The organism is Pseudomonas sp. B21128 (genome assembly GCF_044218865.1).
Taxonomy (GTDB): Bacteria; Pseudomonadota; Gammaproteobacteria; order Pseudomonadales; family Pseudomonadaceae; genus Aquipseudomonas; species Aquipseudomonas iridis.
Map to the genome: position 1 here is coordinate 4922709 of NZ_CP162590.1, position 23249 is coordinate 4945957.

At 60.5% G+C, this 23249-nt stretch carries 24 protein-coding genes; 6 read left to right on the top strand and 18 right to left on the bottom strand.

Translation table 11 applies throughout. The features are described from left to right. Window positions 1–120 precede the first annotated feature (120 nt). The 3 genes from AB4P91_RS22105 to AB4P91_RS22115 all read right to left on the bottom strand — a co-directional run bounded on the left by AB4P91_RS22105 (window position 121) and on the right by AB4P91_RS22115 (window position 4790). On the bottom strand, window positions 121–1557 hold the full coding sequence (locus AB4P91_RS22105; RefSeq protein ID WP_395603686.1) for a sigma-54-dependent transcriptional regulator: 1437 nt from the start codon (window positions 1555–1557) through the stop codon (window positions 121–123). Further along, window positions 1526–3019, bottom strand: coding sequence for a sensor histidine kinase (locus tag AB4P91_RS22110; protein ID WP_395604994.1), 1494 nt, complete (start codon window positions 3017–3019; stop codon window positions 1526–1528). Before AB4P91_RS22110 ends, AB4P91_RS22105 begins: the two co-directional genes overlap by 32 nt. Before the next feature lie 322 nt (window positions 3020–3341). Next, window positions 3342–4790, bottom strand: a complete 1449-nt coding sequence (locus AB4P91_RS22115; RefSeq protein ID WP_395603687.1) for a sensor histidine kinase — start codon at window positions 4788–4790, stop codon at window positions 3342–3344. A 410-nt stretch (window positions 4791–5200) separates the two neighbouring features. Here AB4P91_RS22115 and AB4P91_RS22120 point away from each other — a divergent pair, with 410 nt between their 5' ends. From AB4P91_RS22120 to AB4P91_RS22145, 6 genes are all read left to right on the top strand, one after another. Continuing rightward, a complete protein-coding gene (locus AB4P91_RS22120; protein ID WP_395603688.1) occupies window positions 5201–6547 on the top strand; it encodes a hypothetical protein in 1347 nt (448 codons plus the stop codon). Between the two features lie 35 nt (window positions 6548–6582). After that, window positions 6583–8814, top strand: a complete 2232-nt coding sequence (locus AB4P91_RS22125) for an Ig-like domain-containing protein (protein ID WP_395603689.1) — start codon at window positions 6583–6585, stop codon at window positions 8812–8814. A gap of 81 nt (window positions 8815–8895) precedes the next feature. Further along, a complete protein-coding gene (locus AB4P91_RS22130) occupies window positions 8896–9360 on the top strand; it encodes a curlin (RefSeq protein WP_150594838.1) in 465 nt (154 codons plus the stop codon). A 28-nt stretch (window positions 9361–9388) separates the two neighbouring features. After that, window positions 9389–10840, top strand: a complete 1452-nt coding sequence (locus AB4P91_RS22135) for a curlin (protein WP_150688438.1) — start codon at window positions 9389–9391, stop codon at window positions 10838–10840. A gap of 300 nt (window positions 10841–11140) precedes the next feature. Then, on the top strand, window positions 11141–11347 hold the full coding sequence (locus AB4P91_RS22140) for an antitoxin (RefSeq protein ID WP_150594836.1): 207 nt from the start codon (window positions 11141–11143) through the stop codon (window positions 11345–11347). Further along, window positions 11337–11606: a type II toxin-antitoxin system RelE/ParE family toxin gene (locus tag AB4P91_RS22145; protein ID WP_150594835.1), complete on the top strand. Its 270-nt coding sequence runs from the start codon at window positions 11337–11339 to the stop codon at window positions 11604–11606. The genes AB4P91_RS22140 and AB4P91_RS22145 overlap by 11 nt, the downstream gene beginning before the upstream one ends. Before the next feature lie 102 nt (window positions 11607–11708). Here the strand turns inward: AB4P91_RS22145 and AB4P91_RS22150 are convergent, their stop codons facing one another. From AB4P91_RS22150 to AB4P91_RS22220, 15 genes are all read right to left on the bottom strand, one after another. Beyond that, complete coding sequence (locus tag AB4P91_RS22150) at window positions 11709–11876, bottom strand: hypothetical protein (RefSeq protein WP_191626420.1); 168 nt, start codon at window positions 11874–11876, stop codon at window positions 11709–11711. Then, window positions 11869–12246, bottom strand: coding sequence for a DUF6124 family protein (locus tag AB4P91_RS22155; protein WP_395603690.1), 378 nt, complete (start codon window positions 12244–12246; stop codon window positions 11869–11871). Before AB4P91_RS22155 ends, AB4P91_RS22150 begins: the two co-directional genes overlap by 8 nt. Before the next feature lie 1167 nt (window positions 12247–13413). Beyond that, on the bottom strand, window positions 13414–14286 hold the full coding sequence (locus AB4P91_RS22160; RefSeq protein WP_150594834.1) for a CsgG/HfaB family protein: 873 nt from the start codon (window positions 14284–14286) through the stop codon (window positions 13414–13416). A gap of 29 nt (window positions 14287–14315) precedes the next feature. After that, window positions 14316–14747, bottom strand: a complete 432-nt coding sequence (locus tag AB4P91_RS22165) for a curli assembly protein CsgF (RefSeq protein WP_150594833.1) — start codon at window positions 14745–14747, stop codon at window positions 14316–14318. After that, the gene (gene csgE / locus AB4P91_RS22170; RefSeq protein ID WP_150594832.1) at window positions 14744–15136 is read right to left on the bottom strand and encodes a curli production assembly/transport protein CsgE; all 393 of its coding nucleotides are present in this window, start codon (window positions 15134–15136) and stop codon (window positions 14744–14746) included. Before csgE ends, AB4P91_RS22165 begins: the two co-directional genes overlap by 4 nt. Then, on the bottom strand, window positions 15133–15672 hold the full coding sequence (locus tag AB4P91_RS22175; RefSeq protein WP_150594831.1) for a type II secretion system protein: 540 nt from the start codon (window positions 15670–15672) through the stop codon (window positions 15133–15135). Before AB4P91_RS22175 ends, csgE begins: the two co-directional genes overlap by 4 nt. After that, on the bottom strand, window positions 15647–16021 hold the full coding sequence (locus AB4P91_RS22180) for a type II secretion system protein (RefSeq protein ID WP_150594830.1): 375 nt from the start codon (window positions 16019–16021) through the stop codon (window positions 15647–15649). Before AB4P91_RS22180 ends, AB4P91_RS22175 begins: the two co-directional genes overlap by 26 nt. A 5-nt stretch (window positions 16022–16026) precedes the next feature. Further along, window positions 16027–16500, bottom strand: coding sequence for a type II secretion system protein (locus AB4P91_RS22185; protein ID WP_150688436.1), 474 nt, complete (start codon window positions 16498–16500; stop codon window positions 16027–16029). Window positions 16501–16502: 2 nt separating this feature from the next. Continuing rightward, window positions 16503–18350 (bottom strand): secretin N-terminal domain-containing protein, encoded by a 1848-nt coding sequence (locus AB4P91_RS22190; protein WP_395603691.1) that lies wholly within the window; start codon window positions 18348–18350, stop codon window positions 16503–16505. Next, window positions 18347–18865, bottom strand: a complete 519-nt coding sequence (locus AB4P91_RS22195) for a hypothetical protein (RefSeq protein ID WP_115146746.1) — start codon at window positions 18863–18865, stop codon at window positions 18347–18349. The genes AB4P91_RS22190 and AB4P91_RS22195 overlap by 4 nt, the downstream gene beginning before the upstream one ends. Further along, window positions 18865–19413: a GspMb/PilO family protein gene (locus tag AB4P91_RS22200; RefSeq protein ID WP_395603692.1), complete on the bottom strand. Its 549-nt coding sequence runs from the start codon at window positions 19411–19413 to the stop codon at window positions 18865–18867. The genes AB4P91_RS22195 and AB4P91_RS22200 overlap by 1 nt, the downstream gene beginning before the upstream one ends. Continuing rightward, window positions 19400–19945 carry a PilN domain-containing protein gene (locus tag AB4P91_RS22205; RefSeq protein WP_395603693.1) on the bottom strand — a complete coding sequence of 182 codons (546 nt, stop codon included), beginning with the start codon at window positions 19943–19945 and terminating at the stop codon, window positions 19400–19402. Before AB4P91_RS22205 ends, AB4P91_RS22200 begins: the two co-directional genes overlap by 14 nt. Window position 19946: 1 nt before the next feature. Further along, complete coding sequence (locus AB4P91_RS22210) at window positions 19947–20750, bottom strand: hypothetical protein (RefSeq protein ID WP_395603694.1); 804 nt, start codon at window positions 20748–20750, stop codon at window positions 19947–19949. Further along, window positions 20731–22437: a GspE/PulE family protein gene (locus AB4P91_RS22215; protein WP_047300533.1), complete on the bottom strand. Its 1707-nt coding sequence runs from the start codon at window positions 22435–22437 to the stop codon at window positions 20731–20733. The genes AB4P91_RS22210 and AB4P91_RS22215 overlap by 20 nt, the downstream gene beginning before the upstream one ends. An 83-nt stretch (window positions 22438–22520) precedes the next feature. After that, complete coding sequence (locus AB4P91_RS22220) at window positions 22521–23054, bottom strand: response regulator (RefSeq protein ID WP_042559804.1); 534 nt, start codon at window positions 23052–23054, stop codon at window positions 22521–22523. Window positions 23055–23249 lie beyond the last annotated feature (195 nt).

A 23249-nucleotide genomic window follows, 5' to 3' on the forward strand; every position in this document is an offset into this window, starting at 1 on the left:
CTGTGGGAGGCGGGCTTGCCCGCGATGACGGAGTGTCAGTCGCCCTATCGGTTGGCTGACAGGACGCCTTTGAGGGCAAGCCCGCTCCCACAGGGTTTTGTGGTGCCCACAGCTCACCGGTCACCACTGGCGTTTGTCCGGTCGGGCCAAGCCGAGTTTTTCAATGCGATAACGCAGCATGTCGCGGCTCAGGCCCAGCAAGCGGGCGGACTTGGTGACGTTCCAGTCGGTCTTGTCGAGCATTTTGCGCACCATGTCGCGCTCGACTTCCGGCAGGTTCATCGACTCCATGTTGCTGGCCGGACGCGGCTCGTAATGCGGCGCCGGTTCGTCATGCTGATGTTGCGGCGGCAACTCGTCGCACAGGCTCATACAGACATTCAACTGATGCGCGGCGATGGTGTCGTTCGGCGCCAGCAGCACGGTTTGCTCAAGCATGTTGCGCAACTCGCGTACGTTGCCCGGCCAGGTGTAACTGAGCAGCAACTCTTCGGCCTGACCACTGAAATGCAGATGCGGTTTGCCATAGCGCTTGCCATGACTGGCGAGGAAGTGCCGGGCCAGCAGCAGGATGTCTTCGCCACGCGCGTGCAGACGCGGGACCTTGATCGAAATGATGCGCAACCGGAAGAACAGATCCCGCCGGAATTTACCCTGCTGCACCATTTGCTCAAGGTTGCAGTTGGTCGCGCTGATCACCCGCAAATTGACCTTGCGCTCCTTCACCGAGCCCACACGGCGAATGGTGCGATCTTCCAGCAGCTTCAAGAGCTTGGCCTGCAACAGCAGGTCCATTTCGCCGACTTCATCGAGAAACAGCGTGCCGCCGTCCGCTGCTTCCACCAGACCGACCCGCCGATCCTTGGCGTCGGTGAACGCGCCTTTTTCATGACCGAATAACTCGGACTCCACCAGATTCGACGGAATTGACGCACAGTTGAATTCAATAAACGGGCCTTTGCTGCGCGGGCCGTCGAAGTGCAACGCACGGGCCACCAATTCTTTGCCGGTGCCGGTTTCGCCTTCGACCAGTACCGGCGGCAGATCGGTGTTGGCCATGCGACGTTCGGCGTCGAGCAACTGCCCGATGGTGTTCTTCAGGTACTGCATCGGCGCTGATTCGCCGATCAACGCCTGCACCCCGGATTTCTGCGCCTCGCGCTCCTGATAAAACGACAGCGTGCGCTCCATTCGCTCGGTGGCCAAGGCCTTGTCGAGGAGCAATTTGAGTTCAGGCAATGCGACCGGTTTGGTGACGTAATGAAAGGCGCCCTCTTTCATTGCCACCACGGCATCTTCGACGTTGCCGTAGCCGGTCATCATGATCACTTTGAGATCCGGCGCGCTGATGCGCAGCTTCTGGATCAGGTCGTGTCCACTCATGCCCGGCAACGAGTTGTCGGTCAGCACGATGTCGGGCATGAAGGTTTCCAGTTGCCCCAGCGCGTCTTCGGCCGAATGGCAGACAGTCACCTCGAAGTCTTTGCGCTCCAGGTAGGTCTGAATATTGTCGGCCAACAGTTCGTCATCCTCGACCAGCAGAATGCTGTGTTCCATATTCCCCTCCCGATGCCACTTTAAAGTTGAGACTGACGCGGGTTCCCTCCTGCTCGCGGCTGGTCAAGACGACCGAACCCTGAAAGCGCTCCATGATTCTTCTGACCAATGCAAGGCCGACGCCGAGTCCGCCCTGCTTGGTGGTAAAAAACGGTTTGAACACCAACAGTTGCTGTTGCGCGCTCATGCCTTTGCCAGTGTCGCTCAGGGTCATGCGCACCTGATGGGGCTGGGGCGTTTCGATTTCGACCGTTAACACCCCGCCCTTGGGCATCGCCTCCAGGGCATTGGCAAACAGGCTGTTAAGAATTTGCGTGAGCAGCACCTGCTGACTGACGATGGGCGGGCAATCTTGCGGGGCGAATCGCACGACAACTCCGTTGCGTCGAATCAGCGCCTCGAACGCGCCGAGGGTGTCTTCGACCGTCGCGAGCAAATCCACCGCTTCACCGTCGTCACTCATCGGCCGTAACGACACCAGCAACTCGCGCACCCAACGTGACATGCGATCAACCTGGCTGATGATGTCGCCGATATTGCGCTGGGCGCCGTCGCTGGCGACTTCCTGAGCCAGTTCGGCGCTGGAGCGAATGGTCGCCAACGGGTTACGCAAACTGTGCGCCACCGCCGAGGACATTTCCCCCAGCGCGACAAAGGTTTCGTTGCTGATCAGTTGCTGCTGCTGGCTCTGCAGCAGCGTGGCGGCGCGGCGGACGATCCAGAACAGCGCGAGATAAATCGCTGCGCCGCCGAGCAGCGTCGCCACCCAGATCGAGGCGAATCCACGGTCGATCCGGTCGACCAGATCCGACGGTTCCTTGTAGATCTCGACCATGGCGACGACTTTGCTTTGGTCGGCATTGAACATCGGGATGTAGTTCTCGATGAACAGGTATTTCGGCTCGCGCGACATCCGCTGCTCAGGCTTCTCGTCGTCGATTTTGTGGTAGCTGGAGGCTACCGGGACTTTCATTTCGAACGACTCGTCCAGCTCTTCATCGTCTTCAATCCTGACGTTGATCAGCTCCGGGTTGGTTGACCAGATGATCGTGCGATCGAGTGCATAAACGGTGGCCAGCAGAACGTCGGGCAAATGTTCGACATGATCGAGAAACTCAATGCGCGCCGCAGCTTGCACCCCCGGATCGACATCGGGGTAGCTGTTGTCTTCGCGTGGGTCGAGCATTTCGCCCATGGTGCGGTTCGGATTGATTTTGGCGTGGCGCATCTCGGCTTCGCCGATGGCCTGGACGAATTGCGCGGTGAGCAGCGCATCACGCTCAACGCTTTCGGTGACCACAAAACGCGTGGAGATATAGCCCAACCCCAACGCTACGGCCGCGATGATCAGAAAACTGCCCAGCGAAAACCAGCGCAGCAAATTGAACTGCCCGCGCCAGCCTCCGCAGGCCTCTGCCGTTGCGCTCGGAGTCGATATTTTTTGTGATGCCAGTCGCTGCATGGACGTGCCCTGGAGGTTGTGCATCAATCCGTTCGTTGCCGCCATCACTGATCAGTGTAGGCGGCAATGAACGTGACCCACGGCTCGATGATTCTATTTTGCCGCTATTGGCTGCGCATCGGGCCGAGATTGCGTTGATGACACCCTGCAACTAACCCGCCAACTCAGTAATTGCCTGTAAAACAAGACGTTAGCGGAATAGCCCAATGTTTCGCCACGCGACGAATGGGGACGTTCACCCGATAGTGGGGCAAGTGTCGAGAAAGCAGATCTGCCCATCTGATCGCCACTCGCGGGGATAACCAACAGGAGCCGGTGGGCGTTAATGAATGAGCTGGAACGCCAGACGCACGCTGGTGCCCTCGCCTTCGCGGCTGTCGAGGGTCACACCACCGCCATAGCGCTCCATGATCCGTTTGACCAGCACCAGGCCAACGCCGAGCCCGCCCTGTTTGGTAGTGAAAAACGGCCGGAAGGCCATGGTCCGTTGCTCTTCGCTCATGCCTTTGCCCGTGTCGCTGAGCACCACGCTGACGCTGCGGTTGTCGACCGGCTCAAGGCTGATGGTCAGCGTGCCGCCCTTGTCCATCGCTTCCAGGGCATTGGCCAGCAGGCTATTGAGGATCTGCGTCAGTTGCACCGGCTGGCTGAGGACCATCGGCGTGTTCTGCGGACGAAACGCCACCTGTACCTGGTTTTTGGCAATCTGTTGCTCGAAGGCGACCAGACTTTCATGCAGGGCCGCCACCAGGTTTACCGGCTCCGGATCATCGTTGAGCGGCCGCAGGGATTGCAGCAGCTCCCTCACCCATTTCGACATGCGGTCAACCTGGCCGATGATGTCCTTGATGTTTTTCTCCGCCGGCCCGGCATCGAACTCCAGCGCCAGCTCGGCACTTGAGCGGATGGTCGCCAAGGGGTTTCGCAGACTGTGCGCCACTGCCGAGGACATCTCGCCCAGCGCAACAAATGTTTCGTTGGCAATCAGTTGCTTTTGCTGCGCCGCCAACAATATCGCCGCGCGCCGCACAATCCAGTACAAGCCCAGGTAAATCAGTCCGCCGCCAAGGGCCGTGGCCAGCCAGATCAGGACCATGCCGCGCTCCATGCGCGCGATCAGGTCTTTGGGTTCCTTGTAGATCTCGACCATCGCCGTGACGTTCTTGCCCTCGGCGTCGAACAGCGGGATGTAGTTCTCGATGAAAATGTATTGCGGCGGCACGACGAATTTCTGCTCGGCGCGGTCCTCTTCGACGCCGTGATAGCTGGCCGACACCGGAATCTTTTGATTGAAGGCCCGATCGAGGTCTTCGTCGGCGTGAATGCTGGTGCCGATCAGCTCCGGGTTGGTTGACCAGATCACTCGCCGGTCGGGCGAGTAGATATTGGCGAGGATCACGTCAGGCAAATGCTCGATGTGATCAAGAAACTCGCCGCGCGCATCAGCCCGCGCTTGTGGGTTGACGTCGGGAAAATCCTTGTCCTGTAGCGGATCAAGCAGCTCGCCCATGGTCCGCACATTGGGAATCGAAACGTGGCGCACCTCGGCCGAAGCGATGGCTTGAATAAACTGCGCCGTGAGCAATGCATCGCGCTGCACGCTTTCCTCAATCACAAATCGCGTCGACACCGCACCGAGCGCCACCGCGACCGTGCCGATCACCGCCATGCTGATCAACGAAAACCAGCGCAACAGATTGAACGGCTTCGCTCGCGGGCCTCGCCGCAGGCTGCTTTCATCAAGTGGAAGTGATTTCGACTGCATGTTCATGGCGCGACTTCCCGAAACTTCCCTATAGGGTTATAGCCCACGGTTGGGTGTTTGCCCGAATGCGGGGCCACTGGCCTGCTTGCGCTGGTAGTCCGAACACCACAAGACCCTATGGGAGCTGGCTCGCCAGCGATGGCGGTGCGTCTGGCGACACATTCGGGGCTGGAAGTCCGCTATCGCTGGCAAGCCAGGCTCTCACAGGGTTTGCCCTCGGCATTGATCCCCACCGGCCCCAATGCTGGGGACTGACGCCCTGTACTGCCCAGTCTTCAGCCAGGTTTCCAAGCCTCACAACCGCCCTGATCCGGGCCTTTCAAACCCATCCGCCAGACTTTGGCATGGAAGGTGTACAGGCCCTCTGCAACTGACCCACCCCCAAGGGGCAGGTACTTTGATAGAGGGCTTAACTCATGCACCCTTTACTGTCCAAAACCGCGACCGTCCTGGTCGTGAGCGCCTTGGCCCAGGGCATCGCCCAGGCCGCTTTGTTTGCTGTTGATCCGGGGCCATATGCCCCGGCCACCGGCGGTTTCGCCAGTTGGTATCAAGACACCCACGGGCGCACGCTGGATCTGTGTCTGTCCAAAGCGCTCAGTTCTCGAGTGCCCAGCGCACCCGGCGCGCCTTCGTACATGTGCTCACTGCTGCCGACCCCCGGTGTGTTCGACGACGCGCAGCCAATCGTTTTCCCCACCAACTTCCCCGATGAAGCGTTCTGGTTCACTGGCGAAACTGCACTGGTCGATGCGGCACGCGGGATCGACCTCGGTTACGTGAGCGCCATCGAAGCCGCGTTCGCCGCCGAAGAGCCGGTCGAAGGCGATCAGGTCAGCTTCGCGCGCGTGCGCATTCGGGTCGATGTGCCGACCGCCGGCACCTACGTGATCACCCACCCCTACGGCGTCGAAGTGTTCAACATCGACACACCCGGCCGGCGCGCGATCAACATGACCCGCGACATCGGCATCGGCTCCCCGAAAACCTACGACGGTGCGCTCAAGGGTGACATCGGGCCGTTCCTGCGCAGCGTCAACGGGCCGTACACCGAGACCAACCCGCTGACCGGCGCCGCCGAACAATTCATTGGCGATCCGAACCTCAGCGAGCCGGTCACGGGCAGTCCGTTCAACACCAATTACGTACGGATCGAAGGCCCTAACGGTCTGGATTTGCGCACGACCACGTTTGCGGTCTCCGGCAAGTTGTCGACCGTCGTGCGACCAACGCCAATGATCACGCAGCGCAGCACCTACTCGCGCAAGGCCGGTGAAAGCACGCCTGTGGCCCAGCAAGACGTGTTCGTCCTCGCGCCGCCTGCGCCCGGCACCGCAGCAATCACCAGCAGCACCCCAGTGCTGAACATGACCGAAGCCAACAGCACCGGCAGTTGGTACGCGCAGTCCTCGGTCAACCCAACCTTGCCGACCACGTTGCAAGTGACCGCCGACAACCATCTGGCGATCGCCAGCAGCACGCCGACCACCCTGCCGATGGTCCTGACCGATCTGGTGATTATCCAGAGCGCCCAGTACAGCCTGAGCTCCGGGCAACTGACCGTGGTGGCCTCGACCAGTGACGAAACCTCCCCCCCCGTACTCACCGCCTCCTCCGGCAGCGGCGCCGCCATCGGTGCGCTGGGCGGCGACGGCGCGTTGAAAACCCTGGCCACCGGGATCTCGCCGATACCGCCGGCCAAGGTTCAGGTGACGTCGTCCAACGGCGGCAGCGATACCGAAGAAGTGGTCATCGTGCAATGAACGCTCACATGCCCAGATCCGCATCAGGAGGCATCATGAACAAGTGGCCACGCTTTGCGCTCAACGCGCTCGGGCTTGCTCTTTCACTGACCGGCAGTGCCTACGCGCAACTCGCCGCTGTCGACCCCGGCCCCTACACCTTCGCCACCGGGAAATTCCCGATGTGGTATCAGGACAACAATCAACTGTCGATGGAACTCTGTCAGTCGCGCGCCGCCAGTTCGCGGGTGCCAGCCAGCGTTCCACCGGCCTACATGTGCATCCTGCTGGCCGAGCCGGGCATCTACGACGATGCCGAGCCGATGATTTTCCCTGACAACTGGCCGCCGGAAGCATTCTGGTTCCTGGCAGAAACGACGATCCCGCAGATTGGCAACAGCGGCTATGAACTGGACGCCTACGTGGCCGGGATAGAAGCGGCATTCGCTTCGGAAAATCCGGTCGACGGTGATCAGGCAAGCTTCGCGCGGATCCGCATTCGGGTCTCGGTGCCCACCGCCGGCACCTACACCATCACCCACCCGTATGGCGTGGAAACGGTCAACGTCACCACACCCGGTCGACGTGCGATCAACATCACCCGTGACATCGGCATTGGTGCGCCGGGCAACTTCAGCGGTGCACTCAACGGCGCGATCGGGCCGTTCCTGCGCAGCGTCAACGGCCCCTACACCGAGGTCAACCCGGACACCGGCGCCACCGAAACCTACGTCGGCGACCCGAACCTCACTGAAGCGGTGACCGGCAGCCCGTTCAACACCAATTTCGTGCGCATCACCGGGCCGGCCGGGACCATCCAGTCCAGTGTGTTCAGCCTGTCTGGCAAGGTGCTCGACAACCGCCAGCAAACCCAGGTCGAAATCGACCGCGCCACCTATCGTCGCACCGCCGCTGGCGTGCGTGCCGAGGTGTTCGCCAAGGCGGATAACAGTTCGACCCTGTGTTTTCGCGAAAGCGTTGCGCTGCTGCCCGGCCCACCGCAGACACCGTGCCAGACCAATATGCTCAGCGACAACAATGGACTGTTCTTCGGCCAACGTCTGGGCAGCGGGACTGTGCCGCCAGTCATCGTCGTGACCGCGACCAACCCGACCGGCACCACACGTCCAACCGCCGTGTCGGCCAAGCTCACCGACGTGGTGAAAATACAGACCGCGCGCTACAACTGGGCCAACCACGACCTGCTGATCGAAGCCACTTCGACCGATGAAATCGCGGTGCCAGACATGGTTGCCCAGGGTTACGGACGCCTGTCGAAAACCGGCACCCTGCAACGAATCACCGTCGCCGACCTGACTCAGCCACCGGCTACCGTGACGGTAAAATCTGCCGCCGGCGGCAGCGATAGCGAGGCGGTTGTTGTCGTCGGCACCGCGCCGGACACCGGTGAAAACCAGGCGCCAATCACCAACGCAGACACCGGCAGCACCACCTTCGGTGTACCGATTACCCTCAGCCTGTTGACCAACGACAGCGATCCTGACGGCGACACACCACTGGGTATCACCGCGTTGACCCAACCCGCCGCAGGCCAAGGCACCGTCGCCCTCAGCGGTTCTGCCGCCGTGGTCTACACCCCGCCAGCCGTGGTGAACGTGCCACTGACCACAACGTTCACCTACAAGGCGCAGGATGCCAAAGGCCTGGCGTCGGCCAACCCGGCAACCGTGACGATTACCGTCGCGCCAAACCGGGCACCCACCGCCGTCGCCGACAGCGTCGCCACACTGGGCGTAGCGATCCCGATCAACGTGCTGGCCAATGACACCGATCCGGAAGGCAACGTACCGCTGGCGGTCAACAGCCTGACCCAACCGGCCGTCGGCCGCGGCACGGTCAACACCGACGGCACGGTGATCAACTACACCCCACCGGCCACCGTGACCACCGCCTTCACCACGACGTTCACCTACATCGCACGGGACAGCTTCGGCGCCCTGTCGACCCCGGCGACCGTCACCGTGCAAGTGTCGCCACGGCCAGCGACAGAGACCTTCGCGGTCACCGCTTCGACGGTGCAGGCGCGGTCCGGTGGTCGCTTCAACTGGGACTTCACCGGCACCTCATCAGTGACCACCGGCAACACCATCACCGTGCAGGTCACCACCCCGACCGGGCTGGTAACGCTGGGCACGACCACGGTACCGGTGACCGGACGCTGGCGGCTGACGCTGGCCAACACGTTGATAGTGCCCTCGGCTAACCCGACGGCGACCATCCGTTCATCCCAGGGCACCGTGCGCACGGTCTCGGTGAACACGCTCTAGCTCCGTTAATACCGGCATGCGCCCCACCCTCTTTCGGGTGGGTGGGGCAAAAGCTCGGCCACATCCACACAGGACAACGCCATGAACACGCCGACCGCCGCCCTGCTTTGCCTGCTCGCCTTGTGCGCCAGTGCGGGTGTACGCGCCGACGATTTAATGGAGAACGATGACCTCGCGCCCACCAGCATCGACCTCGGCGAACTGCCGCCCCCCGTGGGCCAGCAGGCCCTGATCGAGCAGATCGGCCAGGCCAACGTCGCCCTGCTCTCACAGAACGGTCAGTCGCTGCTCGGGCGGATTGTTCAGTCGGGCAGCAATCAAGAGGCGTACATCCTGCAACAAGGCAGCGACCTGATGGCTTTGATCACTCAGAACGGTTACGGCAATGCCGCCTCAATCACGCAAAACGGCAACCACAACCGCGCGCAGATTTCGCAAAACGGCAACAACAACGACGCCAGCATCGAGCAGGCCGGCGCGGGGCTGCAAAGCGCCGTGACCCAGTCGGGCAACGGCATGAGCGTCTCGGTCAAGCAATACCGCTAAAGCACTGCAACCCTTTGGAGATTCCATCATGTTCAAATTGACGCCCCTCACCGCCGCGATCCTGGTCATGATCAGTGCCCAGGCCATGGCTGACGACAGCCTCTCCACTCAAAGCCAGTTCGGTACCGCCAACATCGCCGATGTGAAGCAGACCGGCGCCCCGTTCAGCAGCGCGACCCAGACCCAACTCGGTCAGGGCAACGACGCCGCTGCCGTGCAAGACAACGCCACCAGCGTCATCACCCAGGACGCGGTCGGTGATTACAACGCCGGTTACGCCGAGCAGCTGTTCGAAAACAACGGTGTGATCACCCAGCAACAGGTCGGCGCGTTCAACACCAGCCACGCCAGCCAGTCGCTCGGCTTCGGCGCCGGCAACCAGGCGCTGCAACAGCAGCAAGGCACCGGCAACTTCTCGTTCGTCTATCAGGACTCGCAGAACGGCAGCGAAGGCAAAACCTTGCAGTTCGGCGACAGCAACGAAGCCAACATCGAACAACTTTACGAAGGCGTGGGCAACAGCTCAGTGATCACCCAATACGGCACCGCCAACTACGGCACCGCCGAGCAGGTCCTCCACAACGGCGGGCAGATCGGCATCAACCAGGCCGGCGAAAGCAACTACGCCTACGCCGACCAGCGCAACGGCACGGGCGGCAACATCACCGTCAACCAGTTGGGCAACATGAACGGCAGCGAAGTCTGGCAAGACTCGCAACTGGCCAGCCAAGCCACCATCAACCAATCCGGCGACAGCAACGAAACGGTGGTCGACCAAAGCTTCGGCGAAAACAACAACGCCGCCGTCACCCAGATCGGCAACACCAACGCGATCTATGCCGACCAGTTCGAGTCAGTCAACTCGACCCTGGCGCTGTATCAAGTCGGTAACGGCAACGTGCACTTCACCTACCAGAACGGCGACAGCCACGTGCTCAATGCCACCTCCGTGGGTAACGACAACAAGGTCTACGCCAGCAACTGGAAAGGCCCGCAATCGGGTGGCCAATTCGGCAGCGCCCAACGCGCCACCGTCACCCAGGCTGGCAACGGCAACATCGCCAACTTCACACAGGATGGCGTCGGCCAGATCATGACCACTGGCCAGACAGGCACCGGCAACAAAACCACGGTCACCCAGGCTGATTCCTACAACGAGTTGTATTTTGATCAAAACGGCAGCGACAACATCCTCATCTCCGATCAACGCGGCACCACCAACCTGATTCAGGGGTCGTCGACTGGCACTGGCAACAGCGCCGAGTTTGATCAATCCGGCACGGGTAACCAGGCTTACACCGCGCAGCTTTACGGCAGCGACAACATGATCACGGTCAAACAGGCTGACACCATGAACGTGGCGTATGTAACACAAGGCGGGATAGGCAACATTGCCAATGTCGATCAGAGTGGCGTAACGCAAACAGCAAATATTCAGCAGTTTGGGTCGGCTAACCAGGCGACGGTGTTGCAGCAGTAGGGGTTGGGTGTTGATGGGCCGCGATTCTCTGGTGAGGGGGGTCGCGGTTTTTTTGTAGGCTGACGTAACCACACGCGAGGCTTGTCAGATCAGCCGAGTCCTACAGAAAAAAGAAAGCTTTTAGTAAATCGGTGGTGTTTTCCTACCACTTCTGGCGGTTGGCCGTCGGAAGTACGGCGTCTAGGATTCTTCGGGACAAATTGATCCTCATGGAGCTTGACCAACGTGCTATTCATCCAGCCAGCGACGACAGCAAATGCTTTACCGAATAGACTTCGAGGCATTAAACCCGGAGGTGCCATGATCGACCCGTCTTTAATCGACCCACTGTGCCCAGTCGTTTCAGATCTTGACCTTGAAGAGCAAGCCGCGAGCTATGACCGCTGGTTGATCGCCAAGGTGCAGGCTTCTATGAATGATCCACGACCGAGCATTCCAAATGATCAGGTTATGGTCGAGATGCGTGCCCTAATGGAAGCAAAGCGTAAAAAATACGATGCAGGTTGAGTGGCAGCCCGAAGCTCGGGCTGAACTCCTGAAAATCCTTGATTACATCAGTGACCGGAACTTAGTAGCGGCTGACAGACTTTCCCAAGCTATCGAAGGTGCTACGGTTACCCTTGCTCAACATCCACACCTCTATCGAATAGGTCGAGCGCCCGGCACTCGCGAGATCGTTGTGCACCCAAACTACCTGATCATTTATCAAGTGGTGGGTCGGATAAATATTTTGAGCATTTTGCATGCGCGTCAGGAATATCCATAATGCAGACCGAAAAATGCCGGCAGATCAAACGTAATTATTTTGTTAACGACAAAAACGCGACCTTTTCGAGGATCGCGTTTTTTGTTTCCCATCCTTCCTGAGTTATGGGGAACTCTTGGATGGTGATTCCGGGCAACTCAAAGATTCAGCCCAGTCCTGCACTGCTTGATCATCAATAACGCGACCAGCATCCACATCGGCCAACGCTTCCAAGGTCAGACGGCGCTTTTCTACTTCCTGATCGTTTTGAATCTTCGGGGAATTAGCCATCCTTCAACTCGACGTGATCAAGGGCCTGGTTGACTGCCAGTTCGCCCAGCATCACGACTTGTGCGATACCGAGGGCCGTTTTTCGGTGTGAAGCAGGCAGCGAGGCGGCGAAGTTGTTGAGCATTTCAGTGGCCGAGCCGAGGGTTTCGCTGGCGTTGGCGAGCAGGGATTCGGTGTTGTACCTGGGATTGGCGAGGTACATGGGTTCCGGCTCGTTGGCGCTGGACATGATGTGGGCGGTGGGGTTGAGGTAGAAATCGAGCGCACGGTCGGCGGCTTCGTGGAGTTTTTTGCTGTCGACTGAGGCGTAGGGGGATGTGGTGTCGGGGGTGGCTTCGGATTCTGGTGGGTTGGGTGTTGGTTTTTTCATGCTAATTCTCTCTCATTAATAGTTGCAGCTGGCCCATTCGACTTCCAGGAAAAATGGGTGGCAGCTGTACGCAGGCTGGAAATCCGGGAGAGAGCAACCCGGCAGACACGAATGTCTCCCGCGCACAGCCGCCATAACAGAGTGCACACAATGAAAGTGCGCAAGCATACGTTATGAAAGGCGTACCCGCTCTCTCGTATCCTCGGGTTTCCAGGCCCGTTCGCTGAATTTGCAGCGACCAACACAGACTAGAGACCGGACGTCCGACGGACAACCTGAAAACATTGTGGGAAGGTTCCGCCGATTCAGACACTTTTTTAAACAAACTTCAGATCGTAGCCCTCACCCTAGCCCTCTCCCAGAGGGAGAGGGGACTGACCGAGCGGATTGGTAGAGATACGTCGACGTGAAATACCGCGTCGAACTCAAGTTCTACAGCTTGAATCAAAAGCCCCTCACCCTAGCCCTCTCCCAGAGGGAGAGGGACTGACCGAGTTGATTGGTGGAAGTACGCCGACGTGCAATATCGCGTTGAACTCGGACTTTGAAAAGCACACAAATCGGCCCCCTCTCCCTCCGGGAGAGGGCTGGGGTGAGGGGCAAATCCACCACAAATCCAAAGCCGACCACGCTGTGCTCCTCACCACTCAACAGGATGAGCGTTAGCTCGGCTGCTGCTTTTGATCTTGATCCACCGGCCCCGTCGGCAGGCTGAGCGCAGGGATTGATCCGGGGGGTAGGCGCGTAGCGCCGTGCGGCGAAGCCGCATACATCGAAAGGAGGTGCAGCGCAGCAAACCGGAAGCGATGCCCCCGGATCAATCCCGGAGCGAAGGAACCCCGAGCTTTAGCGAGCGGGCCGAACGTTGGGGCAAGCGTTTTTTTGCTTACTTTTTTTAGGCGTTTGTAAAAAAAGTGAGTCGCCGTAAGGGCGAAACCCTAGGCAGCCGTTGCCGCAGGAATGGATATGTACTCAGTCAGAAAGAACTCCACCACCTGACAAAAAGCCTTCGCGAGCAAGCTCGCTCCCACAGTTGGAACTGGGTACATCTCCCAGAGATTGGTCGGCTATAAGGCCGCCATCGCTGGCAAGCCAGCTCCCACAGGTTTTGGGGACATTGCCCCGCCAACCTCTGCAAGAACCTGGTCGGCCCAAAGGCCGCCACGTTCACTCGGCCTCAGCCTCAGCCCCCGGATCAACCTTGTTCTGACTCAAATACCGATTCAAAACATCATCCTGCGAAGGCGAAGAACTGTCCCCCGCCACCTGCCACAACCGCCGTTCAATTCCTTGGGCCACCATATGCCCCACCGCCGCCTCAATCGCCGACAACACACAAAGCTGCGCCGGCTCGTTAGTCGTGTAACCCACCTCGGCCTCAAGCAACTTCTTGAACTCGATAAACTTGAACACCCCGGCACTGCGCGCCACCGAATAAATCGTCTTGCTGGTCATCACATTCGACAACACCTGCCCGCTACGCACATCCACCGCGCGCAGATTCACGGTCACCTGATCCACCCGATACTCCCGGGAAATATCGATCCCCAGATACCGCGCCCCTTCCCCACCGCTACGCACGTTCGTGTCATAAGCGATGATCCCGCCCTCAAGCATCATGTTCGCCGCCTGCAACGGTGGCAGCTCACCCTGAATATTCACTGGGGTATTGGGCTTCTTCTGCGACGCGCGAATGATCTTGCGTTCAGTCAGCAGGTTCTGCAGCCCTTCACGCTCCAGCACCACAAACCAGCCACTGGCCTGCATCGCGTCCATCAACATCGACGCCGCCCCCTGGGTCACGCTGGTGGAAAACGAACTGGCCGGCGTCGGTTTGTACTGCCCGGTCTGATCACGGAAACCGTACACCACGGCCATCAAGCGACCCTTGGGCCGCGGCATCTTCAGCAAGTCATAGTAGGTCGACGCCCGTGGCGTCAGGGTCGGGGTTTCGGTGTCCTGCTCGGCCGACATCGGCTCGCGCAGACTGCACCCTTGTAATGTCGCCAACATCAGCCCTAGCGCGATTATTTTTTTCATGTCCAGCACTCCCCGGAACCGTCAGCCCGTCATGGGTTGAGGCCGTTCACCTGAATTTCCGAAATTTCACCGGTTACCCGATCCGTCACTTCAATGCTCAGTGCCCCGGAGTCGTCGATGACGTTGACGATAAAAGAGTCAGTGGACAGGCTCCCGGTGTTGCCGGTGGAGATGTTGTCCAGCAACTGCCCTAGCAGTCGCGATTGCAATTGACTGGTGAAGCGCTCCAACGCGGAAGTGCCGGCCACGCTCGAACGGCTCTTGAGATCCGGATCGTCGTGATCGTTTTGCGCCTGGGCATTGTTGAGCAGCCAGGTGCCGTTGAGCGGGTTGCCGCCGAACGACGGATTGACCGGCGTGTAGACAAGCTCGGTGGCCTGGGCGGCGGCAACGCTGGCAAGGCCGACCAACAACCCCGAGATCCAGAATCCGCTGCGCCGTGAGAACGTGGTGGTTTTCATAGTTCGTCCTTCTCAAGGTCGGTGGTGTCCTGCAACAGTGCCTCCAGCTTGCGCTGGACAACCTGGCGTCGAACCCAGTCGGCGGCCGCATAGGCCTCCTCCTTCAGTTCCACGGTGTTCGGTGGCAGGAAGCGCCGATACACCAGGCGTTGCTGATATTCCACGGTCACCAGACTGCCCCAGCGCGCGTCGGGCCGCTCGCGCACCACCAGGTTGAAATTCATCGGGCTGGTGTCGCGCAGGCGTTCACTGAACGAGTAATAAAAGTCGTGGCCGATGTGCGAGATCGTGTCGTCGACGATGAAGCCCATCAACTCGTCTTCTTCACTGCCCTGGGCGCAGCACGTCACCACGGTGAGGGCCAGCGCGCACCACCATTGACGAGTCATGGCTGCAACGCCTGCGGCAGGTTCGACTGTCCCTTGGCCGGGCCACTGGTGCCGTCGAGGAAGGCTTTTTCAGCGACGAACTGCCAGTCCGAATAACGCTGCATGCCTTCGAAATCCGACCACTGCGTGGGGAAGCCCGATTGCTTCATCGGCACCTCGGTCGAAGGGCTGTTGAGACCGGTGATGCGCCCGTCAAAACCGCGTTGCAATGCCCATTCGCCTTGGCCGATCGGGTCCGGATAGAGCTGACGCAGATGATGCCGGGCTTCGGGAAAACGCTGATCGTCGAGCAGGTCAGCAAGCTCTTTCGGGTACTGCGCCAGCCCCGGCGAACTGCGGTAGTAGCTGCGCAACGCCTGGGCGTACTGGGTGCCGACCCAGAGCAATTGCTTCTCGCGATCGCGGCGCGATGCGGTCGACCACAATTCGCCGGCACTGGCCAGACCCATGCCCATCACGACGATCAGAAACAGCACGCCCAGGTAGGTGAAGCCGCCCTGCTGCGCGTGTTTACCACTCGGCATACTGGCTGCCATCACGCGCCCTCCCGGTAGCACCGCTCTTGATGTCGGCCACGCCGCCCGCCACACCGTCCGGTGGCGCGATCAGCACCCACTGGTCTTTGCGTTCGGTGATCGGATCCAGTGGTGCGTTACGCAGGTAACGTTGTTCGATCAATTGCTCGATGGAGTCCGGATAGCGACCGGTGTCGCCATAGAAGTGATCCAGCGCTTCGCGCATCGCCGACAGGCTTTGGCGCAGCGTGGTTTCCTTCGACGCTTCAAGGCTGTTGAAGTAGCGCGGCAGCGCAATGGTCATCAGCGTGGCGATAATCGCCATCACCACCATCAGCTCCAGCAAGGTAAAACCTTTTTCGCGGCGCATGAGGTTCACCACTCGCGGTAGGCGATGCCGTTGAGGCCCTTGCCGCGTGCCACGGAGTAGACGTCGAAAACGTCCTCGCCATCGCGCGGATTTTGAGCCGAACTGTTGTAGGCACGTAGGCCCCAACCCCCTTCGTCATCACGTTTGGCCGGCACCAGCGGATCACGCGGGATACGGCGCAGAAAATAGAACTTGGCGCCTTTGGCACTGCGCACATCGCGCACGCCTTCGACCAGTATTTTCAGGTTCGGCGGGTAGCCGCTGCTGTTCAGCGACTTCTCGATGTAACCGGCATCAAATGCGCGTTTGTAGGCGTCGATACCGTCGCGAATCTGATACAGCGCGTTGCGCAATTCCTGCTCCTTGCCACGCCGCACCAGGGTCTCGGTCAGCGGCGCGGCCATGCTCGCCAGCAAGCCAATCAGGGCCAGCGTCACCACGACTTCGATCAGGGTGAAACCGCGCTGGGAGGCGTTCATGATCAAGGCTTCTCGACAGTGACACGGGTGGTGGCCACGGCCGATTCACCGACTGCACGCGGCTGTCCGGCAGGCGACGGCATCACGTAGCTCTGCGAACGATCCGGCGCCTGAATGTGCATGCTGGTTTCGGTACCGGTGGAGAACTCCATGTCCGACGGGCTCTGGTATGGCAGGTTGCGCACGATCCGTGGGGTGATCGACAGCACCAGTTCCGACTTGCCGACGGTGTCCTTGTTGCTGCCGAACAAACGGCCCAGACCCGGAATATCACCCAGACCCGGAATTTTGTTGCCGGTCGCGCCGTGGTCGTTGCGCATCAGCCCTGCGAGGATCTGAGTTTCGCCGTCGTGCAGGCGCAGCGTGGTCTGTGCGTTGCGGGTGTCGACCTGCACCGGAATCGTGCCCTGGCGGGTCGGTTCCAGAGGCGTGGCGTTACTCACTTCCAGAGCGATCTTGATCGCCACTTCGTTGTTCAGGTGCACGGTCGGTTGCACTTCGAGTTTCAGACCGACATCCAGGTAAGTGACGCTTTCGGTGATCACCGGGCCTTGAGTCGAGGGTACCGAGGTGGCGCTGATGATCGGCACGCGCTGACCGATGTGGATACGCGCCTGCTCACGGTTGCTGACGCGGATCACCGGGCTTGCCAGGGTATTGATGTCGTTGTCCTGCGCGTTGATCTTGGCTTGCGGCGATGGCGAGATGCTGATGCGGCTGGAGTTGATGCCCTTGAGCTGATCAAGCAGGGTCACCGCCGAGCCGTCGCTGTTGACCACACCAAAAGTGTTGGGCCATTGCAGGCCAAGGTCGAGAATGCGCTGGGTGGCGACTTCCATCACCTCCACTTCGAGCACCACTTCGGGGTTGGACTGGTCTTGTGATTGCAGGAGCTTTTCGGCCATGCGCACGGCATCTTCGCTATCGCGCATGGTCAGGGTGTTGAGGCGTTCGTCGATGAACACGTCGCGGGTCTTGAGCATGGTCTTGACCATGTTCAGCGCGGTATTGGCGTCAATGCTGGTCAGGTAGAAGGTGCGCATCACCAGTTCCTGGTAATCCTTCACTTTCTGCGGCGAATCCGGGTAGATCAGCAAGGTGTTTTCGTTGACCACTTTCTGGTGCAACTGGTTTTGTTGCAGCAGCAGCGTCACCGCGTCTTCGATGCGCACGTCACGCACGAAGATCGTGGCTTTCATGTCCGGACGCAGGTCTTTGTCGAAGATGAAATTCAACCCCGCGACCTGCGACAGCACTTCGAAAATGGTCTTGAGGTTGGCGTCGCGAAATTCCAGGGTCACCGGCCGGTCGAGCTTGGTGCGCAGTTGCGGATAGGCAATCACATTGCGGCTCTGCACCAGACGAATGTTGCCTTGCAGCTCCCGCGCCCCCTCGTTGGCCGGGTCGAGTTCGAGGATCTGTTTGACCTGGCGGTCGGCGCCGTAGATGTCGCCGCGACGCAGGTCACCCCGGGCCAGTTCGAGCTTCTCGTTCATGCTGCGCAGGTATTCGAGTTGACGCAGCGCATCCTGGGCGCGGCGGTTATTCGGCTCGATGGTCAGCACGCGGCTGTAAGCCGTGCGGGCCGAAGCGAAATCGCGGCGTGAGCGGTCGGTGTCGCCCGAGGTCAGCAGTGCGGTGATGGCCTTGGCTCGGCCGCTGTTGAGCAGCAGGTGCAGTTCGGTATCCCGCGGGTTCTCGCGCAAGCCTTCCTCGACCCGCGCCAGACCCGCTTCGTACTGCCCCTGTTCAATCAGGTCGGCGGCTTCCTTGTTGGCCACTTGCGCGGAGCTGCACGCGGTCAGCCCCGCACACAGGCCAAGGCTCATCAGCAAACGGGATCGGTTCATTGCGTACTCCCCACAGACAAGGTCTGCGACAAATGCAAAGGCAGGTAGACCAGACTCAGTTCCAGATCGGAAATGCCGGTGATCTTCCAGGTGTCGTCGATCACATCGCCGTTGCGCACGACGTAGATCTTTTCGCCGTTCTGCAAAAACACCTGCAGGTCGCTGCGGTCATGCAGCTTGCCAACGAACTGAAACGGCACCGGTGGCAGGCTCGGGGCTTGCACCACAGGTGTAAGGTTGACGGCTGTTTCGGTGACCGTGGCCAGGGTTGGCGCGGCCTTCCACGATTTCCCGGCGAACAGATCGCCCGCAGGGGTCAGGTCCTTGATGGCCGCTGTTTTGGCCTTTGTGGTGCTGGCCGGCAAGGCGCCACGGGCGGCGGTTTTCGCTGGGGTGGCCACGGCAACATCAGTCGAATCCGCGTCGTCGCTCGGCGAGAAATATTCCGGCAACCAGGCCAGCGCGGCCGTCACGCCGAAGAACGCCACCCAACCCGTCACGCGCTTGGTATTCATCACGACCTCGACAGATAAAGGGTCATACGGATCCGGCCGCTGAGGTCGGTGTCGCCAATCTTCTTGCGTTGAAACTCGACGTCTTCCACCACCACTGCGGGCAACTGGCCGAGCAAGGCATGCAGGAAGCGGCGCAGTTGCGGGTAACTGCCGCGCACCGGCAAGAGGATCTGATAGCGCGCCAGATGGGTTTTCGGATCGATGCCGAGGGCGTATTCGCCGCGCGCCAGGGTGATGTGTTCTTGTGCCGCAAGGGCGTAGATGCGGTCGATGGCCACGGTGGCCTGGGGCTGCGCCGGGAGTTTGTTGCGAAAGTCATCGAGTTGGCGTTGCGGCACCACCGGCGGCGCGATGCTGCCGTCCTCGACCTTGGCCAGGTAGGCACTGGCTTCCTGCGTCTGTTGGCTGAGGTGCTGCAACGCTTGCCAGCCCGGCAACAAGCCGCCCAGTGCCCAGGCCAGTACGATCAATAGCAGCGCCAGCCCGGCCAGGCCCGGCAGGCCGAGCCCTTGCAAATATTCGTGAACGATCAGTCTAGGGATTCGCATCGCCAATCTCCCAAGTCGCCGACAGGTTGAATTGCACCGGTTGTTCCGGCGATTTGACGACGATTTCATGGCTGAGCAACGACACGTCGGACAGTTCGTCACTGGCCTCCAGGCGCTTGTGGAAATCCAGCATCGCCGGCAGATCACGCGCTTCAGCGCTGATCCGCACTTGCCCCTTGCGGGCATCCGGGGTCAGGGACAGCAAGGCAATGTCGTCGCGCGGCATGCTTTCGAGCATCGCAAACAGACGCTCCCAAGGGCGGCGCAACTGCTGCGAGACCTTGCGCATTTCAGCGAGGTTCTGCGCTTGCTCGCGGGTTTCGGCCGGGCTCAAGGTGGTTTTACTTGCACTGTCGCCGGTGAGCTGGCGTTGCGTGGTTTGCAAATGACCTTGCTGCTGTTCGGCTTGGGTATCGAGATGCTGTTGCACGCCCAGACACAGCAGCGCCAGCAACACACCGCAGCCGAGCAGGCTCCAGCCCAACGGGCCGGAACGTGGTCGTGGCTGAAAGTCGAGATTTAAGGCGCGCATGTCAGGCCACCGCCCGGGACATGACGTACAAGCCGTCACGCACGGTCATCACGTTGTCTTCGAGGGTGCGCAATTGCACGCCCGCCACTTGCGGCTGCGCATCAAGGCGCGCCGGTGCATGCAGATAAATGTTGAAGCCGCGTTCGCTGGTCGACGCCTGCAATTGCCGTTCGCGGCCGATCAAGGCATTGATCGCTGCGTCGCTATCGCTGCCGCCCACCGAACGCACACCGGCCCAGCGCCCTTCCCGCGCCAGCAGCAAGACGCTGCGTTGCGGTTCGGCGACGACGAACAAAAAATCGCCGGCCTCGAGGCTTTTATCGAAACGGTTGAACGCCGTCATCAGGTACGGCTGCACCGAATGCAGGCGCAGACGCCGACCGCTGACCAACGCTCGCAGGCGATCAAGCAAGTCCTGCGGCAAGGCGCTGGCGATGCGGTCGCACCCTGCCGGTTCGGCGGACAGCACCAACCCCCAGCTTTGCGTCGGTGCGCCGAACAGGTCTTCGAAACACAGTTGTGCGAAGCCGCGCAGTTCCTCAGGGCTGCTGATGTGCGCGCTCCACGGCACCAGGCAGAACCGGCAGAAGTGACTGGAAATCACCACGCTCAACTCGGCACCGGCGCGGGCATGTTCACCGAGCAGACGGTCAAGGATATCCAGCGCCACCGCGTAGCTCTGGAAGCCTTCGTCGATGTAACCGACGCTGCCCAGCCACAGGGTTTCGCTGCCCCGCCGCTGCCCCAGGCCGACACCGCTGGCGCCGAGCACGGCGACAAATTGATCACGCGATAAAAGTGACACGATTGATCTCCTCCAGCGTGGTCCGACCTTGCTCCACCAGCTCCAGCGCCGATTCACGCAACAGGCGCAAACCACGGGCACACGCCAGGGCTTTGATTTTGGTAATCGGTTGGCGCTCGACAATCATCTGGCGCAGTTCGTCGTCCAGGTGCAGCAGCTCAGCAATCGCCGTGCGCCCGCGGTAACCGCTGCCCCGGCAGTGGCCGCAGCCTTTGCCGTGGACGAAATGGTAGTGGTCGACTTTCTGCGGATCGAGGCCCGAGGCGCGCAGTTCTTCGTCACTCGGATTGACCGGCGTGCTGCAACTGGCGCACACCAGTCGAATCAGGCGCTGCGCGAGAATCGCGTTGAGCGCCGAGACCAGGCTGTAGGGGTCGATTTCCATTTGGGTGAAACGGCCAATCACGTCGAACACGTTGTTGGCGTGGATGGTGGTGAACACCAGGTGGCCGGTGAGTGCCGACTGCACGGCAATCTGTGCGGTGTCCGGGTCGCGGATTTCACCGACCATGATCTTGTCCGGGTCGTGGCGCAGGATCGAGCGCAGACCACGGGCGAAGGTCAGGCCTTTTTTCTCGTTGACCGGAATCTGCAGGACGCCGGGCAACTGGTATTCGACCGGGTCTTCGATGGTGATGATCTTGTCCACACCGTGGTTGATCTCGGTGATCATCGCGTACAGCGTGGTGGTCTTGCCGCTGCCGGTGGGGCCGGTCACCAGGACCATGCCGTAGGGTTCGGCGGCGAGGCGACGGAGCTGGCGCAGCGTTTCGTCTTCAAAGCCCAGCGCCTGCAATTGCACGCCGCAGACCTTGTCGGCCAGATCCTGTTTGTCGAGCACCCGCAACACCGCGTCTTCGCCAAAGATGCTCGGCATGATCGACACGCGAAAGTCGATCTGCCGGCCACTGATGCCGATCTTGAAACGGCCGTCCTGCGGCACCCGCTTCTCGCCAATATCCAGTTCCGCCATGACTTTGACCCGCGAGATCACCTGCTCGGCGAACTCGGCGCCCTGAACCTTGCTGATGTTGTTGAGTACGCCGTCGATGCGGTACTTGATCACCAGACCGTGGCCGGTGGTGCCGAGATGGATGTCACTGGCGTGCATTTTCAGCGCGTCGTAGAGGGTCGAGTTGACCAGTTTCACCACGCTGCTGGCGTCTTCGCTGATGCTGGTCAGGGACAGGCTTTGTAGGGTGTCGATTTCGTTGTGGGTGTCGCCCTGGGCATTCAGCGATTCGACGGCGTGGAAGCTTTCTTCGTGACGGGCCAGATAGGCCTTGAGGTCGTCGGCGTGCACCAGATACAGCGGCGCGCCGTGCAGGCAGTCGTCGATCCAGGCCAGCCGCGCCGGGTCGAAGGGGTCGGCGAACACACCGATGACTTCGTCGTTGTGGCGCAGCAGGATGAATTCACGCTTGAGGCATTGTGCGAGGGTGACCCGGTCAAATACCGGTGTCGCGGCGAACAGGCTGTCGGTGTCGAGCACCGGGTAATGCAGGGTCGCGCCGAGGCAATCAATGAACGGCATCGGCGCCAGTTCGCAGAGCACGCCGAGCGCATCCAGCACCCGTTCGCCGGAACCGGCGGCCCGCGCCCGGGCCTGGGACAGTTGTTCACTTGAAAAACTGGATGCAACGCTTTGCGCAACCTGCGGTTCGACGACAACGGACAGACGATCCATGGCTTGCTCTCCAACACCCGGGGCTTGAGGCCCTGACGGCGCGGGAGGCTATTGCGGCGAGTGCCGGAACGTCTATCGCGCCATTACTCCCCGGTGAGCATTTGATCGTCGTCCGGTGCCAGGGTCGCCAACCTGTTTCTTCGGCGATCCGCCAGCACCCAACTGCCATCGTACAACTGCAACGGGAAGCTCTCGGTCCTGCTCTGGCGTCGTTCGACGAAGCCCTCCGAAGGGCTCGCACCGGGTTTCGCTTCGCGCTGGATGCCCAGAAGGTCGCAGACAGCTCGGGCCAGTTCCGCCAATGGAAACGGTTTGAACAGGATGTGGCTGACGTCCAGTTGCCGCGCCCGCTCACAGACTTCAGCGGTCGGGTGACCCGTTATCAGCACAAAATGGCACGTCCTGTTCTGGCGGACCGCGTCGAGCACCTCAAAGCCTTCCATATCGGGCAAGCGGTAATCGAACACCAACACTTGGGGAGCGAACGTCTCGGCCAGGCCGATACCCGTCGCGCCGTCATGTGCAATCCGGACATCCAGCCCTTGCGCCGACAGATAATCCTGCAGGTTCTGTGCAAGCAGCTGTTCGTCTTCGACAACCAGTACTTTGTTAACCAAGGTCGACTCCTTGAAACCTGCAAGTCCGAAAACTGAACCCGCTGAAGTGCGCCTTACAATGGCTAACGCACACTTCATGCCAGGCCGAGTGCCGGAAAATTTAAGTCTTCATATCCTTGAATTCAATGACAATGCCCGCTCGTCCCGGTACCCCGTTCCCCAGAAACGGGGAAGCACCTGAATGGGCATCGAAGC

Excerpts from the sequence above, each read along its gene's own strand:
- AB4P91_RS22175 (WP_150594831.1), bottom strand. The coding sequence starts at position 15,672 with ATGGCAGCCAGTATGCCGAGTGGTAAACACGCGCAGCAGGGCGGCTTC.
- AB4P91_RS22185 (WP_150688436.1), bottom strand. The coding sequence starts at position 16,500 with ATGAACGCCTCCCAGCGCGGTTTCACCCTGATCGAAGTCGTGGTGACG.
- AB4P91_RS22130 (WP_150594838.1), top strand. The coding sequence starts at position 8,896 with ATGAACACGCCGACCGCCGCCCTGCTTTGCCTGCTCGCCTTGTGCGCC.
- AB4P91_RS22110 (WP_395604994.1), bottom strand. The coding sequence starts at position 3,019 with ATGCAGCGACTGGCATCACAAAAAATATCGACTCCGAGCGCAACGGCA.
- AB4P91_RS22135 (WP_150688438.1), top strand. The coding sequence starts at position 9,389 with ATGTTCAAATTGACGCCCCTCACCGCCGCGATCCTGGTCATGATCAGT.
- AB4P91_RS22145 (WP_150594835.1), top strand. The coding sequence starts at position 11,337 with ATGCAGGTTGAGTGGCAGCCCGAAGCTCGGGCTGAACTCCTGAAAATC.
- AB4P91_RS22120 (WP_395603688.1), top strand. The coding sequence starts at position 5,201 with ATGCACCCTTTACTGTCCAAAACCGCGACCGTCCTGGTCGTGAGCGCC.
- AB4P91_RS22115 (WP_395603687.1), bottom strand. The coding sequence starts at position 4,790 with ATGAACATGCAGTCGAAATCACTTCCACTTGATGAAAGCAGCCTGCGG.
- AB4P91_RS22150 (WP_191626420.1), bottom strand. The coding sequence starts at position 11,876 with ATGGCTAATTCCCCGAAGATTCAAAACGATCAGGAAGTAGAAAAGCGC.
- AB4P91_RS22140 (WP_150594836.1), top strand. The coding sequence starts at position 11,141 with ATGATCGACCCGTCTTTAATCGACCCACTGTGCCCAGTCGTTTCAGAT.
- AB4P91_RS22200 (WP_395603692.1), bottom strand. The coding sequence starts at position 19,413 with ATGCGAATCCCTAGACTGATCGTTCACGAATATTTGCAAGGGCTCGGC.
- csgE (WP_150594832.1), bottom strand. The coding sequence starts at position 15,136 with ATGACTCGTCAATGGTGGTGCGCGCTGGCCCTCACCGTGGTGACGTGC.
- AB4P91_RS22125 (WP_395603689.1), top strand. The coding sequence starts at position 6,583 with ATGAACAAGTGGCCACGCTTTGCGCTCAACGCGCTCGGGCTTGCTCTT.
- AB4P91_RS22155 (WP_395603690.1), bottom strand. The coding sequence starts at position 12,246 with ATGAAAAAACCAACACCCAACCCACCAGAATCCGAAGCCACCCCCGAC.
- AB4P91_RS22180 (WP_150594830.1), bottom strand. The coding sequence starts at position 16,021 with ATGCGCCGCGAAAAAGGTTTTACCTTGCTGGAGCTGATGGTGGTGATG.
- AB4P91_RS22190 (WP_395603691.1), bottom strand. The coding sequence starts at position 18,350 with ATGAACCGATCCCGTTTGCTGATGAGCCTTGGCCTGTGTGCGGGGCTG.
- AB4P91_RS22165 (WP_150594833.1), bottom strand. The coding sequence starts at position 14,747 with ATGAAAACCACCACGTTCTCACGGCGCAGCGGATTCTGGATCTCGGGG.
- AB4P91_RS22215 (WP_047300533.1), bottom strand. The coding sequence starts at position 22,437 with ATGGATCGTCTGTCCGTTGTCGTCGAACCGCAGGTTGCGCAAAGCGTT.
- AB4P91_RS22160 (WP_150594834.1), bottom strand. The coding sequence starts at position 14,286 with ATGAAAAAAATAATCGCGCTAGGGCTGATGTTGGCGACATTACAAGGG.
- AB4P91_RS22205 (WP_395603693.1), bottom strand. The coding sequence starts at position 19,945 with ATGCGCGCCTTAAATCTCGACTTTCAGCCACGACCACGTTCCGGCCCG.
- AB4P91_RS22195 (WP_115146746.1), bottom strand. The coding sequence starts at position 18,865 with ATGAATACCAAGCGCGTGACGGGTTGGGTGGCGTTCTTCGGCGTGACG.
- AB4P91_RS22105 (WP_395603686.1), bottom strand. The coding sequence starts at position 1,557 with ATGGAACACAGCATTCTGCTGGTCGAGGATGACGAACTGTTGGCCGAC.